This window comes from Pseudomonas sp. AMR01 (assembly GCF_041946035.1).
Classification (GTDB): domain Bacteria; phylum Pseudomonadota; class Gammaproteobacteria; order Pseudomonadales; family Pseudomonadaceae; genus Aquipseudomonas; species Aquipseudomonas antarctica_B.
The window spans coordinates 138,410-154,196 of the sequence record NZ_JAUTYR010000008.1; the positions used below are offsets into that span (position 1 = coordinate 138,410).

The 15,787-nt window shown below is 60.2% G+C and carries 16 protein-coding genes; 9 read left to right on the forward strand and 7 right to left on the reverse strand.

Annotation, left to right across the window (positions count from 1 at the left end):
• The first annotated feature begins 38 nt into the window (after positions 1-38).
• The 7 genes from cobU to Q7C20_RS10405 all read left to right on the forward strand — a co-directional run bounded on the left by cobU (position 39) and on the right by Q7C20_RS10405 (position 5,324).
• Positions 39-560: a bifunctional adenosylcobinamide kinase/adenosylcobinamide-phosphate guanylyltransferase gene (gene cobU / locus Q7C20_RS10375; protein ID WP_375067127.1), complete on the forward strand. Its 522-nt coding sequence runs from the start codon at positions 39-41 to the stop codon at positions 558-560.
• On the forward strand, positions 557-1,612 hold the full coding sequence (gene cobT, locus Q7C20_RS10380; RefSeq protein ID WP_375067129.1) for a nicotinate-nucleotide--dimethylbenzimidazole phosphoribosyltransferase: 1,056 nt from the start codon (positions 557-559) through the stop codon (positions 1,610-1,612). Before cobU ends, cobT begins: the two co-directional genes overlap by 4 nt.
• The gene (cobC, locus tag Q7C20_RS10385) at positions 1,609-2,184 is read left to right on the forward strand and encodes an alpha-ribazole phosphatase family protein (protein ID WP_375067131.1); all 576 of its coding nucleotides are present in this window, start codon (positions 1,609-1,611) and stop codon (positions 2,182-2,184) included. The genes cobT and cobC overlap by 4 nt, the downstream gene beginning before the upstream one ends.
• A 2-nt stretch (positions 2,185-2,186) precedes the next feature.
• Positions 2,187-2,915, forward strand: coding sequence for an adenosylcobinamide-GDP ribazoletransferase (locus tag Q7C20_RS10390; protein ID WP_375067133.1), 729 nt, complete (start codon positions 2,187-2,189; stop codon positions 2,913-2,915).
• Between the two features lie 42 nt (positions 2,916-2,957).
• Positions 2,958-3,362 (forward strand): MarR family transcriptional regulator, encoded by a 405-nt coding sequence (locus Q7C20_RS10395; RefSeq protein WP_348055641.1) that lies wholly within the window; start codon positions 2,958-2,960, stop codon positions 3,360-3,362.
• A 63-nt stretch (positions 3,363-3,425) separates the two neighbouring features.
• On the forward strand, positions 3,426-4,625 hold the full coding sequence (locus Q7C20_RS10400) for an MFS transporter (protein WP_375067181.1): 1,200 nt from the start codon (positions 3,426-3,428) through the stop codon (positions 4,623-4,625).
• A gap of 150 nt (positions 4,626-4,775) precedes the next feature.
• Positions 4,776-5,324, forward strand: coding sequence for a glutathione peroxidase (locus Q7C20_RS10405; RefSeq protein WP_375067135.1), 549 nt, complete (start codon positions 4,776-4,778; stop codon positions 5,322-5,324).
• Between the two features lie 63 nt (positions 5,325-5,387).
• On the opposite strand, the gene Q7C20_RS10410 is transcribed toward Q7C20_RS10405, so the two are convergent.
• The 4 genes from Q7C20_RS10410 to Q7C20_RS10425 form a co-directional block, all read right to left on the reverse strand.
• Positions 5,388-6,689 (reverse strand): OmpP1/FadL family transporter, encoded by a 1,302-nt coding sequence (locus Q7C20_RS10410; protein WP_375067137.1) that lies wholly within the window; start codon positions 6,687-6,689, stop codon positions 5,388-5,390.
• Positions 6,690-6,835: 146 nt separating this feature from the next.
• The gene (locus Q7C20_RS10415; protein WP_375067139.1) at positions 6,836-7,318 is read right to left on the reverse strand and encodes a hypothetical protein; all 483 of its coding nucleotides are present in this window, start codon (positions 7,316-7,318) and stop codon (positions 6,836-6,838) included.
• 279 nt (positions 7,319-7,597) lie between these two features.
• Positions 7,598-7,822 (reverse strand): hypothetical protein, encoded by a 225-nt coding sequence (locus Q7C20_RS10420; protein ID WP_375067183.1) that lies wholly within the window; start codon positions 7,820-7,822, stop codon positions 7,598-7,600.
• 441 nt (positions 7,823-8,263) lie between these two features.
• Positions 8,264-8,569 (reverse strand): hypothetical protein, encoded by a 306-nt coding sequence (locus Q7C20_RS10425; RefSeq protein WP_375067141.1) that lies wholly within the window; start codon positions 8,567-8,569, stop codon positions 8,264-8,266.
• Positions 8,570-9,028: 459 nt separating this feature from the next.
• Between Q7C20_RS10425 and Q7C20_RS10430 the strand changes: the two genes are divergently transcribed.
• Entirely contained in the window at positions 9,029-9,352 is a 324-nt protein-coding gene (locus Q7C20_RS10430; RefSeq protein WP_375067142.1) for a sel1 repeat family protein, read from the forward strand.
• Positions 9,353-9,526: 174 nt separating this feature from the next.
• Positions 9,527-10,891, forward strand: a complete 1,365-nt coding sequence (gene rmuC, locus Q7C20_RS10435; RefSeq protein ID WP_348055675.1) for a DNA recombination protein RmuC — start codon at positions 9,527-9,529, stop codon at positions 10,889-10,891.
• Positions 10,892-10,957: 66 nt separating this feature from the next.
• Here rmuC and Q7C20_RS10440 read toward each other — a convergent pair whose 3' ends face one another.
• The 3 genes from Q7C20_RS10440 to Q7C20_RS10450 all read right to left on the reverse strand — a co-directional run bounded on the left by Q7C20_RS10440 (position 10,958) and on the right by Q7C20_RS10450 (position 15,539).
• Positions 10,958-14,428, reverse strand: coding sequence for a NahK/ErcS family hybrid sensor histidine kinase/response regulator (locus Q7C20_RS10440; RefSeq protein ID WP_375067144.1), 3,471 nt, complete (start codon positions 14,426-14,428; stop codon positions 10,958-10,960).
• Between the two features lie 116 nt (positions 14,429-14,544).
• On the reverse strand, positions 14,545-14,931 hold the full coding sequence (locus Q7C20_RS10445; protein ID WP_348055627.1) for a YbaN family protein: 387 nt from the start codon (positions 14,929-14,931) through the stop codon (positions 14,545-14,547).
• Between the two features lie 20 nt (positions 14,932-14,951).
• Positions 14,952-15,539 carry a YecA family protein gene (locus Q7C20_RS10450; protein ID WP_348055625.1) on the reverse strand — a complete coding sequence of 196 codons (588 nt, stop codon included), beginning with the start codon at positions 15,537-15,539 and terminating at the stop codon, positions 14,952-14,954.
• Positions 15,540-15,787 lie beyond the last annotated feature (248 nt).

Sequence of the window (15,787 nt, forward strand, 5' to 3'; positions counted from 1 at the left end):
GCCTCAGGCTCTGATCTCGCCGATAAAGGAACCTGCACATGCTTCAATTAATTCTCGGCGGTGCCCGTTCCGGGAAGAGCCGTCTTGCCGAAAAGCTCGCCAGCGACAGCGGTTTGCCGGTCGTTTACATCGCTACCAGCCAGCCGCTGGATGGGGAGATGAATGAGCGCGTCGCTCTGCATCGTCAGCGTCGGCCTGACGCTTGGGGGTTGATTGAGGAGCCTGTCGAACTGGCGCGGGTGCTGCGTGAAAACGCCGCGGCGGATCGCTGCCTGTTGGTGGATTGCCTGACCCTCTGGCTCACCAATCTGTTGATGCTGGAAGACCCGGCGCGCCTGGCGTTGGAGCGGGATCAGTTGTTGGAAAGCCTGGCGTCGCTGCCGGGTGAAATCATTTTTGTCAGCAACGAAACCGGTCTCGGTGTCGTGCCGCTGGGCGAATTGACTCGCCGCTATGTGGATGAAGCCGGTTGGCTGCATCAAGCCCTGGCCGAGCGGTGTCAGCGTGTTGTCCTGACGGTTGCCGGCCTGCCCCTGACATTGAAAGGTATCGCGTTATGACTGACTCCTGGTGGTTCAACCCTTGCAAAACCATTGATGTTTCGGCGCATGAACACGCACTGGCGCGTCAGCAGCAATTGACTAAACCGGCTGGCTCCCTCGGCCAGCTGGAAGCGCTGGCGGTGCAATTGGCCGGCTTGCAAGGCCAGGTCAAGCCGTCGGTGGATCAGCTGTGGATCGCGATTTTTGCCGGTGACCACGGCGTGGTGGCGGAGGGCGTGTCGGCGTTCCCGCAGGAAGTGACCGGGCAGATGCTGCATAACTTTGTCAGCGGCGGCGCGGCCATCAGCGTGTTGGCGCGGCAGTTGGGTGCGCAACTGGAAGTGGTCGACCTCGGCACGGTCACGCCGTCGCTGGATTTGCCGGGCGTGCGTCACCTGAATATCGGGGCGGGCACGGCCAATTTTGTTCACGGCCCGGCGATGACTGGGTCTCAGGGGCAGCTGGCGCTGCAAGCGGGCCGGGACAGCGTGCTGCGTGCGCGTGAATCCGGCGCGCAGTTATTTATCGGTGGCGAGATGGGCATCGGCAACACCACGGCGGCGAGCGCGCTGGCGTGTGCCTTGCTCGATTGCCAAGTGAGTGACCTCACAGGCCCCGGCACGGGCCTGAATGCCGAAGGCGTCAGCCGCAAAGTGGCGGTGATCGAGCGCGCATTGGCACGGCATGCCGGGCAACGTGATGACGTGCTGCAAACCCTGTTCAACCTAGGCGGTTTTGAAATTGCTGCACTGGTCGGCGCCTACCTGGCCTGTGCCCAGGAAGGCATCGCCGTGCTGGTGGATGGTTTTATCTGCACCGTCGCCGCACTGGTCGCCACGCGCCTGAACCCGGCGTCGCGCGAATGGCTGCTGTTTGGCCATCGGGGTGCCGAGCCGGGCCATCGTCATGTGCTGCAACACCTCGACGCCCAGCCGCTGCTCGAACTCGGCCTGCGCCTGGGCGAAGGCAGTGGCGCGGCGCTGGCGGTGCCCATGCTGCGCCTGGCCTGTGCATTGCACGGGCAGATGGCGACGTTCGCCGAAGCCGCCGTTGCAGATCGCCCGGCATGACCTTGCGTCTGGACCTGCTGCGCCATGGCGAAACCGAGTTGGGTGGCGGCTTGCGCGGCAGCCTCGATGATGCGTTGACCGCCAAGGGTTGGGAGCAGATGCGCGCCGCCGTGGTGGAGCAGGGGCCATGGGACCGGTTGGTCAGCTCGCCGTTGCAGCGCTGCGCACTGTTTGCGCAGGAATTGGGTGCACGGCTCGACGTGCCGGTCAGCCTCGAAAAAGACCTGCAAGAATTACACTTCGGTGCCTGGGAAGGGCAGAGCGCAGCCGCGCTGATGGAAACCGACGCTGAAGGGCTTGGCCTGTTTTGGGCCGACCCCTACAGCTTCACGCCGCCCGATGGCGAGCCTGTCAGCGATTTTTCCGAGCGTGTTTTGGGCGCCGTCTCACGCCTGCATCAGGCGTATGCCGGCGAGCGGGTGTTGCTGATCAGCCACGGTGGCGTGATGCGTCTGCTGTTGGCACGCGCGCGGAGTTTACCCCGGGAGCAATTGCTGAATGTCGAAGTCGGGCACGGCAGCCTGTTCAGCTTGCAGGTCGAGGCCTGCGGCGCGTTAAAGGAAGGAGTCTGAGGATGCTGCCGTTCTTGATTGCCCTGCAATTTCTCAGCAGCCTGCCCATCAAGTTGCCGGGCATGCCGCAGCCCCAGGAAATCGGCCGTTCGTTGCTGTTTTACCCGCTGGTGGGCGTGCTGTTCGGGCTGCTGTTATGGGGCCTCAACACGCTGTTGATGGGCGCACCGCTGTTGCTGCATGCCGCGTTGTTACTGACGGCCTGGGTGCTGCTCAGTGGCGGTTTGCACCTGGACGGCCTGGCCGACAGTGCCGATGCCTGGCTCGGCGGCTTCGGCGACCGCGAACGCACGCTGACCATCATGAAAGACCCGCGCAGCGGCCCGATTGCAGTGGTTACGTTGGGCCTGGTGTTGCTGCTCAAGTTCACGGCGTTGGTGGCGCTGATTGAGCAGCACAATGGTGCGGCGCTGATCCTCGCGCCACTGATCGGGCGCGCTTCAATGCTCGCGCTGTTTCTCACCACGCGCTACGTGCGCGCGGGCGGTTTGGGTCAGGCGTTGTCGGATCACTTACCAAGAGTTGTCGGCCAGCAGGTGCTGATCCTCAGTGGCCTGGCGTGCATTTTGATCGGCGGTTTCAACGGAGGCATCGCCGTGTTGCTCGCTGCCGTGTGTTTTGTGTGGCTGCGCCAGTTGATGGTCAATCGGTTGGGCGGCACCACCGGCGACACCGCGGGCGCCCTGTTGGAGCTGCTGGAAACGGCGGTTCTGGTCGGTCTGGCGCTGTAACGCTTGCTTGCAATTCCATAATTCCGGGTATATACACGCTCAATGCTAGCCTCCCAATGTTTATGCACCAACCTGCGACGTGCCGCCCGTGGCGTCAGCAGGCATTACGACGGCGCTCTCGACGGCTTCGGGATCAACGTTGCCCAGTATTCTCTGCTGTGCAATCTGCAGCGTCTCGACCAACCGAGTATTTCCAGCCTGGCCGACGCCATGGGTCTGGATCGCAGCACCCTGGGTCGTAATTTGCGCGTACTCGAAGGCGAAGGCCTGGTGCGGTTGGTTGAGGGTGATGACCTGCGTAACCGTTTGGTGCAATTGACTGAAGCGGGCGAAGAGCGCCTGACTGCAGCTCTACCGGCGTGGGAAGCGGCACAACAAAAATTGATCGATCGACTGGGCGCGGAAAAACGCGAAACCCTATTGGCCTTGCTGGACGAACTCGCCTGAACGCGGGTTTGTTCGACTACAAGCGGGTATATACCCGCGAGCGGAGAATAACAAATGACCTCGATGTGGCGCGCCAGTGGCTGGGTTCTTGTGGGGAGTGCGCTGATCCTGGCGTTGTCGCTGGGTGTGCGGCATGGCTTCGGCCTGTTTCTGGCGCCGATGAGCAGCGAATTTGGCTGGGGCCGTGAGACGTTCGCCTTTGCGATTGCCTTGCAGAACCTGATCTGGGGCCTGGCGCAGCCGTTTACCGGCGCCCTGGCGGACCGTTTCGGCGCGGCCAAAGCAGTGTTTGTCGGCGGGGTGCTGTATGCCGTCGGTCTGGTGCTGATGGGCATGTCTGATTCGGCGTGGTCGCTGTCGCTCAGCGCGGGGTTGCTGATTGGTATCGGCCTGTCGGGCACCTCGTTCTCGGTCATTCTAGGGGTCGTCGGCCGCGCCGTGGCGCCGGAAAAACGCAGCATGGCCATGGGCATCGCCAGCGCCGCCGGTTCTTTTGGCCAGTTCGCCATGGTGCCGGGCACTTTGGGCCTGATCAGTTGGCTCGGCTGGTCAGCCGCCTTGCTGATGCTGGGCCTGATGGTGGCGCTGATCTTGCCGCTGGTGGCGATGCTCAAGGACAAACCGCTGCCGGTCATGGTCGGGCAGCAAACCCTGCGCGAAGCGCTGAAGGAGGCAGGTTCCCACTCCGGGTTCTGGCTGTTGGCGTTCGGCTTTTTCGTGTGTGGTTTCCAGGTGGTGTTTATCGGTGTGCACTTGCCCGCGTATCTGGTAGACCAGCATCTGCCGGCAAGAGTTGGCACCACGGTGCTGGCCTTGATCGGCCTGTTTAACGTGTTCGGCACCTACACCGCCGGCTGGCTCGGCGGGCGCATGTCCAAACCGCGTTTGCTCACGGCGTTGTACCTGCTGCGCGCGGTGGTGATCGTATTGTTCCTGTGGGCACCGGTGACAGAAATCACGGCTTACCTGTTCGGCATGGCCATGGGCTTCCTGTGGCTGTCCACCGTGCCACTGACCAACGGTACGGTCGCGACGCTGTTTGGTGTGCGAAACCTCTCGATGCTCGGTGGGATTGTGTTCCTGTTCCACCAGTTGGGTTCGTTCCTTGGCGGTTGGTTGGGCGGGGTGGTCTATGATCGAACCGGCAACTACGATTTGATCTGGCAAGTAGCCGTGCTGTTGAGTGTGCTGGCGGCGGCCCTGAATTGGCCTGTGCGCGAGCGGCCGGTGGCACGCTTGCAGGCGCAGATGGAGGCGGCATGAGTATAGCGGTGCGGTGTTTGGCGCTGGCAGCAGGGCTGGTCCTGTTGCTGCTTGCCTGGTGGGGTTGGCAACACGGTGGCCTTGCGTTGATGCAACTGGGTATGTCGATCTGTTAACTTCATGAACTGAAGAATTTCAAGGACCTTCAACATGCAGATGCGCTGGCTCGCTGTACCCGTCCTGATGGCCATTGGCAGTGTTGCGATGGCTGCCAACTGCCCACCGTTGCTTGAGGGCCAATTGCCCAAGCTTCGCGCCAAGGAATCCATCGACCTGTGCCAGCGCTTTGCCGGCAAACCGCTGGTGATCGTCAATACCGCCAGCTTCTGCGGGTTTGCTCCGCAGTTCAAAGGCCTCGAAGCCTTGTATCAGCGTTATAAAGGCCAGGGGCTGGAAGTGATCGGCGTACCGTCCGACGACTTCAAGCAGGAAGCCAAAACCGGCGAGGAAACCGCCAAGGTGTGTTACGTCAATTACGGCGTGACCTTCACCATGACCGAGCCACAGAAGGTCAAGGGGCCGGATGCGGTGAACCTGTTCAAAGTGTTGGCGCAGCAGGCCAGCGCGCCGAAGTGGAATTTCTATAAGTATGTAGTGGATCGCCAAGGCAACGTGATTGCCAATTTCTCCAGCCTGACCAAGCCGGACAGCCCGGAATTGATCAAGGCGGTGGAACAAGCGCTGGCGTCCAAACCCTGATTGGCGCGCACTAAAAAGCCCCGCCTCCTTTGCAGGAGAGCGGGGCTTTTTTATCGGTTTACATCAGAACTTGTACGTCACGCCCAGGCCGAAACCGTTGGCGCTGTTTTCGTACTTCGACGCGTAGGTCTGGCCCAGCGCGTTCTGCTTGTTAACCTTCACTGGCTCTTCCTTGAGGTAGGAGTAAGCCAGGTCGACGGTCATGTTATCCATCACCGCATAGCCCAGGCCGACACTGAAGATGGTCCGGTCGCCGGTAGGAATGCGCGGCGAACGATCAGTGTTGTTGGTCGGCGACTGGTCGAAAGTCAGACCGGTACGCAGCACCACTTGCTTGGTGACCTGATACGAAGTACCCAGCGCGTAAGCCCAGGTGTCGTGCCAGTCTTGCGGTTCCGAGATGCGGCCGACGATCTGAGGTGCGAGCGCACCGCCCGCACGGGTCACGCCTTCGTTGTTGACGGTGATGTCTTTCAGGCGGCTCCAGCGCGTCCAGGTCGCACCACCGTAAACCTTCCACGCATCGCTCAGGTCTTGAGTGACCGACGCGTCCCAGGATTCAGGGGTGTCAACTTTCAGCGAGGCGTCATAGCGACCGGCACCCAGGTAGGCCGCTGGAACGCCAGTGCCAGGGGTGACGTCGGTGTGGCCTTCGAGTTTGTATTTAACTTTCGAGTGGTAGGTCAGGCCGACGCGGGTGGTGTCAGTGGCTTGCACCAGGATACCAGCGTTGAAGCCAAGGGCTGTGTCGTCGCCTTTGACTTTGATTTTGTTGTCACCGGTGCCCGCCAGGCCAGGCAGTGGCAGCAGGCCCAGGTTTGGCTGCGATTCCAGCGTGCCGGTGATGCGGTTGATGGTCGGGCCAAAACCGATCGACACCTTGTCATTGAAGGCGTAGCTGATAGTCGGCTGGAACGTGATGACCGCCACTTCGCTCTTGTTGCCAAAAGCCCGACCCTGGAAGCCGCGTTCGTAGTCAGTCTTCAGGCCGAACGGTGCGTAAACACCAAAGCCGACAGCCCACTGATCATTGAGTTTATTGGTGTAGAAACCAAACGGAACAGCGGTGAACGGCACCATGTCGCCTTTGTTGCTGCCGCGTGAGCGACCGCTGGCGTCTTTGATGTCGGTGGACGCGTCAATGGCTGCGACACCACCGGTGATTTGCTGGCCGTCAAGGCGAGCCATACCGGCAGGGTTACCATAAACGGTGCTGGCGTTATCGGCAGAAGAAGAGCGGCCGGCGAAACCCGTACCCATGCCGGCGACGTCTTGTTCGTTAAGGGCGAAGCCGCTTGCGAACAGTTGGGAAGATGCCATGGCAACGGCGAGGCTAAGTGTGGTCTTGAGCATTACTTTTTTCATTATTAGAACTCCGTGGTGATCACCGCTGCGGAAAGTAACAATAATTTTAAGTTCGCGCTATAGGCTGTAATGCAGGAGATAGAGCCTTTTTGTAGGACAATCAGACCAGATTCACCGTGTTTAGCCGAATCTTGCAGGATGCCTGATCAACAAGTGACCTGATTCATGGGTGAAACACAGGTTTTCCAGGCGTGGGTGAAATCCCGCAGCCGTCCTTGAGGGTGAAATATTTCTTTCCAGATACGTGCCATGGCCAGCACGTCGCCGGGCGGCGGTAGCGCAGGGCGCTGTTGCTCGACCAGAAGCCATGCGATGGCCGTGGCGTAGCGCAAGTTAACCGTGAGTTCCAGCTGGGGCGCGCTGAGGAAAGCATGTTGGCTGGCCAGCCCGCGCACCAGGCTGGCGCGCTCGGGGTCCAGCGCCAGGTAGTTGTCCCAGAGGGCGCGGTGGCGGGGTTCGGTGATGCTGTAAAGGCCATGACCGCGCCGGTCATGCAAAGCGGAGCCTAATTCCGACTGGCTGGCAGCGATGCCCAGCAGCAGGGATTCCGCTGTCTGGTTATGGCAACCGAAGTACAGCAACGTCGGCCTGATCACATAACGACACAATTCACTGGCGGCGATACCCATACAAGCCTCGGTCCATGAAAGTGGTCGACGGTGCCCGAGAGGGAGGGCTTGGCAGCTGTGAATCGGATCTCAGGCCCGTCGCAAGCGGATCACGCCGCTTCAGTTGAAGTGTAGTGTCATATTTGTGATGTAAAGGACTGTTTTTAAAACATCTTCTTCATTCAGTTATAACGTTTATATCTATTTGAACTTAGTAAAGTCGTGCCAGACTCGAATTTCAGGCAATAAAAAACCCTGTGTTTTAAACAGGGTTTTTTGTGTTTCAGCGACTCGGGTCGATCAGGCAACCAGTGCCTGACGGGTACGCTCGATCACGGCCTGCAGCGGCTCTGCGCTGGAGTATTGATCGGGGTACAGGCGTTCGCTGTGACGAGCGATGCCGTGTTCGTTGACCAGTGTGAAGCTGAAGCAGCCTTTGCGAGCGGCCATGATCAGGCAGTTCATTGGGGCAAAAGCGCTGGTGAGGGTGCGAATGGCATCCTGAGTGTGGATAGTTGACATAATTATGGGTGTTCCTACAAATGACACGGTTAAGAACCGTGCAACGTTAAAACGTTCCAGTGACGTTGATCACCATTGATCGAACGAAGAACCCGACTGGAACAAAGCAGCCAGTTTGAAGCGCTAATAAGTTAGGCGCGCTTGGGCTGGCAGGTAGGTACTTAGGAGGGCAGGCAACACAACAGGGGCAAAGGTTCTGGGCCCGGGGTGAAGATCCTGATCAATTTGCAGGCTGGTTCGGTCAGAGTATTGAGACTTCGCGACACCCTTTGCGTGTTCAAAGGCAGTGTCGTCGCAAGTGATACCTGGAAACCATCTAGGTGGTCGATCCCGTGTTGTTCAGGGGAGTTGTTCGACCAGAATTGACTTTCAGCTTGGTACTAACGCGGCGGATAGTAACGGATTGAAACAGGGAAAGAAAGCGCTCCACCCAAAAAACTTCAGTCAACCGCCCAGCAGCCCGCGATAGACCAGCACCGTCACTGCCGCCGCCAGTGAGCAGCCCAGCCCGTAGGCCGCAAGGGTCAAACGCCAGGAGCGGCCGGTCTCGATGACCTTCATCACGTCGCGCATGTCATTGATTCTGCCTTCACCCAGCTCGATACACAGGCTCACCGCTGTAAACGCGGCCGACAGCAGGATGGCGATAGCAAACAACGCGCCGTCGGGGGAGGGAAGTGCCGCGTTGATGCTCAGTGAGGTCGCACAGATGGCAAACAACAACAGTGCAAATATCAGAATTCCTTTCATCGACCCTTACAGTGTTGTGTGGTGGGTCGACCAGTGTGGCGAGCCTGAGCAGATTTGAAAAGTCCTGCGGTTTTGGCCCACCGGTAACATTTTTCCACCCGGTTGAAGCAAAAAGCCTCGCCCATATAACCAGTGGATGGGTACTTGTGCACATTAGTTGCGCGGTGTGTAGACACGCGACTCCTTGCCCGGTGGCAGCGGCATTTGCCTGCAATGAAAATTTAAGTCAATGAAAAGTATCGCTTTTTTTTATTGGTGAAAAAATCGTCAGTTTGACTGCGGCCCCCGTTCCATGGGCCTTTGCGCGAGTTAAAGCTGGGTTGTCCACTGACTTATCCACAGCTTCTGTGGATTGTCCCGAGCGCTTGCTCTAGAACGGGCGTGCAGGTTTTTTTCAGCTTTACCTGTAGGAAAAAAAGAGTAGAGTGGCGCGCCTTCCGATCTGTCCCACAGTGCTTTATGAAGTTTCGCTCAGTATCACCCGATGTTACCGACACCCCGCACACTGTTACCGCACCCGAGCGGTTGTCCTTGAAAGTTGCCGTATGGCTGCTCGACAGCCCGCGCCTGGGCCAGAACACCAACGTCAAACACTTCGCCGGGCGTTTGCTCAAGCAACCGGCCCGTCACGGTGTCGTGGCCGCGCAGAGCCGCCTGGGCGAATTGATGTGCCGTGAGTGCGGCAGCGCCCGCGACCGCCGCATTGGTCACGACCTGCTGCGCCTGGCCGCCCGCGCCGGTGACCGTCGCGCTCAGCGCGAATTGGGCCAGGTCGAAGACTGAGCTGTCGTCTAGCCTTGTGCTCCGTTAACCTCTCCTTTTTTCGTGATGGCAGAAATGGCGATGGCTTTTGACTGGACAAGTATTGCCGTGGGCCTTGCTGGCGCTGGCGTGCCGTTACTGGCGCTGTGCTGGCAGATTCAACGGCGGCTGACCGCACGCACCACCGGTTGGGAATTGCTTGAAGAGCGCCTTGCCACCGCGCAACTGGCCCAGGAAGGGCTTGCGGCTCAACTTGACGCCAGTCGCGACGAGATCAGCGACCTGAGCCAGGCCAACTCCGCAAAACAAGCTGACTTGGCCGCCATGCGCCGTGAAGTCGAACTGCTGCAGATCGACCGCGATAACGCGCGTGACGCCGCCCATGCCTGGAACCTCGACCGCAGCGCCAAAGAAACCGAGCTGCGTCGCCTCGATGCGCTGTCCGCCGCCTTGCGCGCCGAGCTGCGGGAACAACAGGACAGCCATCAACAACGCCTGACCGACCTGCAAGGCTCACGTGATGAGTTGCGGGCACAGTTTGCCGAGCTGGCCGGGAAGATCTTCGATGAGCGTGAGCAACGCTTTGCCGAAACCAGCCAAGAGCGCCTCGGGCAATTACTTGACCCGTTGAAAGAACGCATCCAGTCGTTTGAAAAACGGGTCGAAGAAAGCTACCAGAATGAAGCGCGTGAGCGTTTTTCCCTGGCCAAGGAACTCGAACGCCTACAGCAACTGAACCTGCGCCTGTCGGACGAAGCCACCAACCTGACCCGTGCACTTAAGGGCCAGAAAACCCAGGGTAATTGGGGTGAACTGATCCTTGAGCGGGTGCTGGAGCACGCCGGGCTGGAGAAAGGCCGCGAGTATCAGACTCAGGTCAGCCTTAAAGGCCCGGACGGCGAGCGCTTTCAGCCGGACGTGTTGATCATGTTGCCCGGCGACAAGCAGGTGGTGGTCGACTCCAAAGTCAGCCTCACGGCCTATCAACAGTACGTTGCCGCCGATGATGACCTGATCGGCCAGGCGGCCTTGAAACAGCATGTGTTGTCGCTGCGCAACCACGTCAAAGGCCTGGCCGGTAAGGATTACAAGCGTCTGGAAGGCCTGCACAGCCTGGATTTTGTGTTGTTGTTTGTGCCGATTGAAGCGGCGTTTTCTGCGGCGTTGCAGGCCGAGCCAAACCTGTTTCAGGAAGCGTTCGACCGCCATATCGTCATCGTCAGCCCGACCACGTTACTGGCTACCCTGCGGGTGATCGACAGCCTGTGGAAGCAGGAACGCCAGAGCCAGAACGCCCGGGAAATCGCCGAGCGCGCCGGCTGGCTGTACGACAAGTTTGTGCTGTTTATCCAGGACCTGGACGAAGTGGGCAACCGTCTGCAACAGTTGGATAAAGCCTACAGCGCGGCGCGGAACAAGCTGACGGATGGGCGCGGGAACCTGGTCAGTCGTACCGAGCAATTAAGGCTGTTGGGAGCCCGCGCGAGTAAAAGCCTGCCACCTGATTTGCTGGAAAAAGCCATGACTGATGCCGACGGTGTGGCGCACGTACCTGAATAACGCCGGATCAAAAATGTGGCAGCTCCCACAAAAACCAGTTCCCACCAGGCATTGAGCCAAGCCTTCCTACAGCGGCAAATGCCGACTGAGCAACGCCCGCAACGCCGCCGGCTTTACCGGTTTGGCCAAGTAGTCCAACCCCGCCGCATGCACCTCGGCCACCATCTCCGGGCGCCCGTCGGCACTGATCACCACCCCTGGAATCGGCTCCGCCAGTTGCGCGCGCAGCCAGCCCATCAACTCAGTACCGGTTTCACCGTGGTCCAAGTGGTAATCCACCAACGCCAATTGCGGGCGTACCCCGTCAGCCAGCAGCGCCGCGCATTGAGCCTGGTCGGTGGCCGTCCACACTTCGCAGCCCCAACGTGTCAGCAGGCTCCGCATGCCTATCAGAATGCTTTCTTCGTTATCGACACACAGCACCTGCGCGCCGCTCAACGGCAGCCCGGTGTCTTGAGCCGCCTTGACCTGAGGGCTGGCCTGATGACGCGCCAACGGCACGCGCACACTGAACACGCTGCCTTTGCCGGGCCAGGAACGGACGCTCAAGCGATGACCCAGCACGCGGCACAAGCCATCGGCGATCGCCAAGCCCAGGCCCAAGCCCTTTTCTGCGCGGGTTTGATGGCTGTCCAGGCGCTTGAACTCTTCAAAGATAACCTTCTGTTTATCTTGCGGAATGCCGGGGCCTCGGTCCCAGACTTCCAGGCACAGTTCGTTCTTGCGCCTGCGTACGCCGAGTAGCACCGGGCCGTCGGCATAGCGGAAGGCGTTGGTCAGAAAGTTCTGCAGAATCCGTCGCAGCAGTTTGATGTCGCTGTCCACGCGCACGCGGCTGCCGCGCAACCGGAAACGCAGGCCTTGCTCTTGGGCCAGTGCCTTGAATTCGGCGCCCAGCGTGTCAAACAACTCGTTGAGCACGAACGGCTGACGCTGGGGGTTGATCTTGCCGTTTTCCAGGCGCGAGATATCCAGCAGGTCGCTGATCAGGTCTTCCGCGGAGCGCAGCGAACTGTCCAGGTGTTGCACCAACTGCCGGGCGTCGGCAGACAGGCCGTCGTTCTGATGGGAGAGGGCGGCAGAGAACAGCCGCGCGGCATTCAGCGGCTGCATCAGGTCATGGCTGACGGCGGCCAAAAAGCGCGTCTTCGACTGGCTGGCGGTTTCGGCCACGCCTTTGGCGTCAGTCAGCGCCACGTTAAGTTGCGACAGCTCATGGGTGCGCTCGGTCACCCGCTGCTCCAGGCCCTCGTTGGCCTCGGTCAATGCCTGCTCGGCCTCGCGAAACGCGGTGATGTCGGTAAAACTCATGACAAACCCGCCGCCGGGCATTGGGTTGCCGATCAACTCAATCACCCGTCCATTCGGAAACAGCCGCTCGGAGGTGTGCGCGCGGCCCTGGCGCATCCAATGCAGGCGTCGCGCCACGTGTACCTCGGCCTCGCCCGGCCCGCACAGGCCGCGTTCGGCGTTGTAGCGAATGATGTCGGCGATCGGCCGGCCCACGCTGATCAAGCCTTCGGGGTAGTTGAACAACTCCAGGTAGCGTCGGTTCCAGGCCACCAGCTTGAGCGACTGGTCGACCACGCTGATGCCCTGGGTGATGTTTTCGATCGCGCCTTGCAGCAGCGCGCGGTTGAACTGCAATACCTCAGAGGCTTCGTCGGCGATGCGTACTACGTCCTCCAGCTGCATTTCCCGACCTTCAATCGCAGCCTTTACCACGGCGCGCGTCGAAGAAGCGCCAAGCACGCCGGCCAACAAGCGTTCGGTGTGCGCGATCCAGTCGTTATCGGCGTTCTGGTTAGGGTTGAAGCCCTTGCCCTGGCGATAGGCGAAGCGAATGAAACTCTGCTGGGCGCGTTCCTCACCGACAAAACGCGCCGCGAGGCTGAGCAGGTCGCTGATCTGCACCGACAACATCGACCGCGCGCTGGCGCGTTGGCTGATTTCCTGGCCGATAAAACGCCCGGCCTGCCAGTGTTCGGAAACCCGCGTGCGCGACAGCATCGACACCCACACAAACAGCGTGAAGTTGCCCGCCAGGGAGAACACCGTGCCCAAGGTCAGTGAGGTGACCGTCAAACCAAACGGGTGGGAATGCATCCACGTGAGGCCGGGGAAAAGGCTGAGCGACCAGCCCAGGCTTTTCGCCGTCACCGGTAAAACCAGCGTGTAGAACCACAAGAACGTGCCCGCTGCCAACCCGGCGAACACGCCGCGCCGGTTCGCCTGCTTCCAGTACAGCGCGCCAAGCATCGCTGGCGCCAGCTGGGTCACGGCGGCAAACGCGATCTGGCCGATGGTCGCCAGGCTCGCGGTGGAACCCAGCAGCCGGTAACTCACGTAGGCCAGCAAGAGGATGATCACAATGCTGACGCGGCGCACCGACAGCATCCAGTGGCGGAACACTTCGAATGGCCGCTCCGCGCTTGAGCGGCGCAACAGCCAGGGCAGCAACATGTCGTTGGAGACCATCGTCGACAAAGCAATGCTGGCGACGATCACCATGCCGGTTGCCGCCGACGCACCGCCGATAAACGCCAGCACGGCGAGGGCCGGGTGCGCTTCGGCCATCGGCAAGCTGATCACGTAGGAATCGGGCAGCACCGAGCCGGGCAGCAGCATTTTGCCGCCGAGGGCGATGGGGATCACAAACAGTGCGGCGAGGATCAGATACGCCGGGAACACCCACTTGGCCAGGCGCAAATCCTGGGGGTCGATGTTTTCCACCACGGTCACATGGAACTGGCGAGGCAAGCAGATAATCGCCATCATCGCCACGCCGGTTTGCACCACCATCGACGGCCAGTTGATGGTCTCCTGCCAGTATTCTTCCAGGCGCGGCGCCAGCATCGCCTGGCTGATCAGGTCGCCGAAACCGTCATACAGGCCGTAGGTTACAAACGCGCCGACCGCGAGAAATGCGAACAGCTTGACCAGCGATTCAAACGCGATTGCCAGCACCATGCCACGGTGGTGTTCGGTGGCGTCGAGGTTGCGCGTACCAAACACGATGGTGAACAGCGCAAGTACCAATGACACGATCAAGGCCGTGTCCTGCGCGCGGGTGCCCGTGGTATCGGCGCCGGCGCCGATCAACAGGTTTACGCCGAGCACGATGCCTTTAAGTTGCAGAGCAATATAGGGCAACACGCCGACCAGGCAGATCAGCGCGACCACCACGGCCAGGGACTGAGATTTGCCGTAGCGCGCGGCGATAAAGTCGGCAATCGAGGTGATGTTTTCCTGCTTGCTGATCAGGATCATCTTTTGCAGCACCCAGGGTGCCAACACCAGCAGCAGGACCGGTCCCAGGTAGATCGGTAAAAATGCCCACAACTGTTCGGCGGCCTGGCCTACAGCGCCAAAGAACGTCCAACTGGTGCAGTACACCGCCAGCGACAGGCTGTACACCCACGCACGCACACGCGGCTGCAGCGGCGCACGGCGGCGGTCACCGTAAAAGGCGATGGCAAACATAATGGCCATATAGGCCAGGGCAACGGCGGCGATCAGCCCGCTGGACAGCGTCATGGTAACTCCGAGCATAAGAACACCCGGGCATTCCACGCCCGGTTGGACAGTCTCGCATGATGCCTGGGGTTAGTCAGTGTCGACCAAGGTCGCGTGAGTTTTTATGTCACAGGGGGTCAAGAGCGTGGCGGCAGGGTCTTTTGGCGCAGGATATAGATCGTCACGAGCACGGCACTGGTCAGCATGAACCCGCGTGCCCATGGCATTTGCACCAGGTAGCAGGAGAAACCAATGCTCAGCCACATCAAGCCGATGGCGTAGACCTTGCCTTTAAGCGGGATGCCATTGCCGTCCAGGTAATCACGAATCCACGGGCCAAGGCGCGGGTGTTGCACCAGCCAGTCGTAAAAGCGCGGGGAGCTTCGAGCGAAGCAGGCGGCGGCGAGAAGCAGGAAAGGTGTGGTCGGGAGTACCGGCAGGAAAATACCGATCACCCCCAAAGCCACGCTTAGCCAGCCGATGGCCAGCAGCACGTAGCGCAGGAGCAGCGAACGATTGCCCATGGGTGTCACGGGCAAACGACTCAGTGGTGACGTGGCTTGAGGATCGCCGGTTTTTCGTCAGGCGCGTTGCACAGCAGGTACAGCGCGGTGAGGGCTTCCGGGATCTGCACGATCATGTCGTCCATCAGGTTGGCGTCGGCGGCGATGTCGGAGAATTCCGGCTGGTCGTCGAACAGGCCCGAGCCGACCATGATCGGCAGCAGCATTTCGCTGACTTCTTCTTCGGCGGTTTCGAACCAGGCAGCTTCGCGCAGGAACACACCTTCCATGAAGCCGATGCACCAGCCGCGCAGGTCGGAATCGTCCGGCTCTTCGCCCAGGTCCAGTTCGCACGGCAGCTCGAATTCTTCATCGGCGGCCAGTTGGCGACCGATGTGAGCCTTGAGGGCCAACAGGGTGGATTCGATTTCTTCGCGTTGAGCATCATCGGCGTAATGCGGTTCTTCAGCGAACAAGGCGTCAATCCACTCACGGTCCGGCACGATGTCGGAACAGATCGACAGGGCGGTCAGATAGCCGTGAGCGGCCACGTAGTCCAGCGCCTCGTCATGCAGCTCATCAGCGTCGAGGAAGGCTTGCAGGCGGGTTAGTTGCTCAGCGAAGGACATTGAAGGATTACCTTGGGAATAAACGATGCTGAATTCTAGGCTTTCTTGAGCGCCCAGGCCAGCCGCCATGCAGATTTGCCACCTTTTAGAGACGGGCTGCAATTCGTCAGCGGCGCCCTTTGAGGGCTGATGCTCGGGTATACTGCCGCGTTTTGCGATGCCCCTGCAGGCCGAGCGGCACTTCGAGAAAACTTCGCTTACGGATTATTTCCCGTGACCGCGTGTTTTTTCGGCCAGCCTGTACAGAG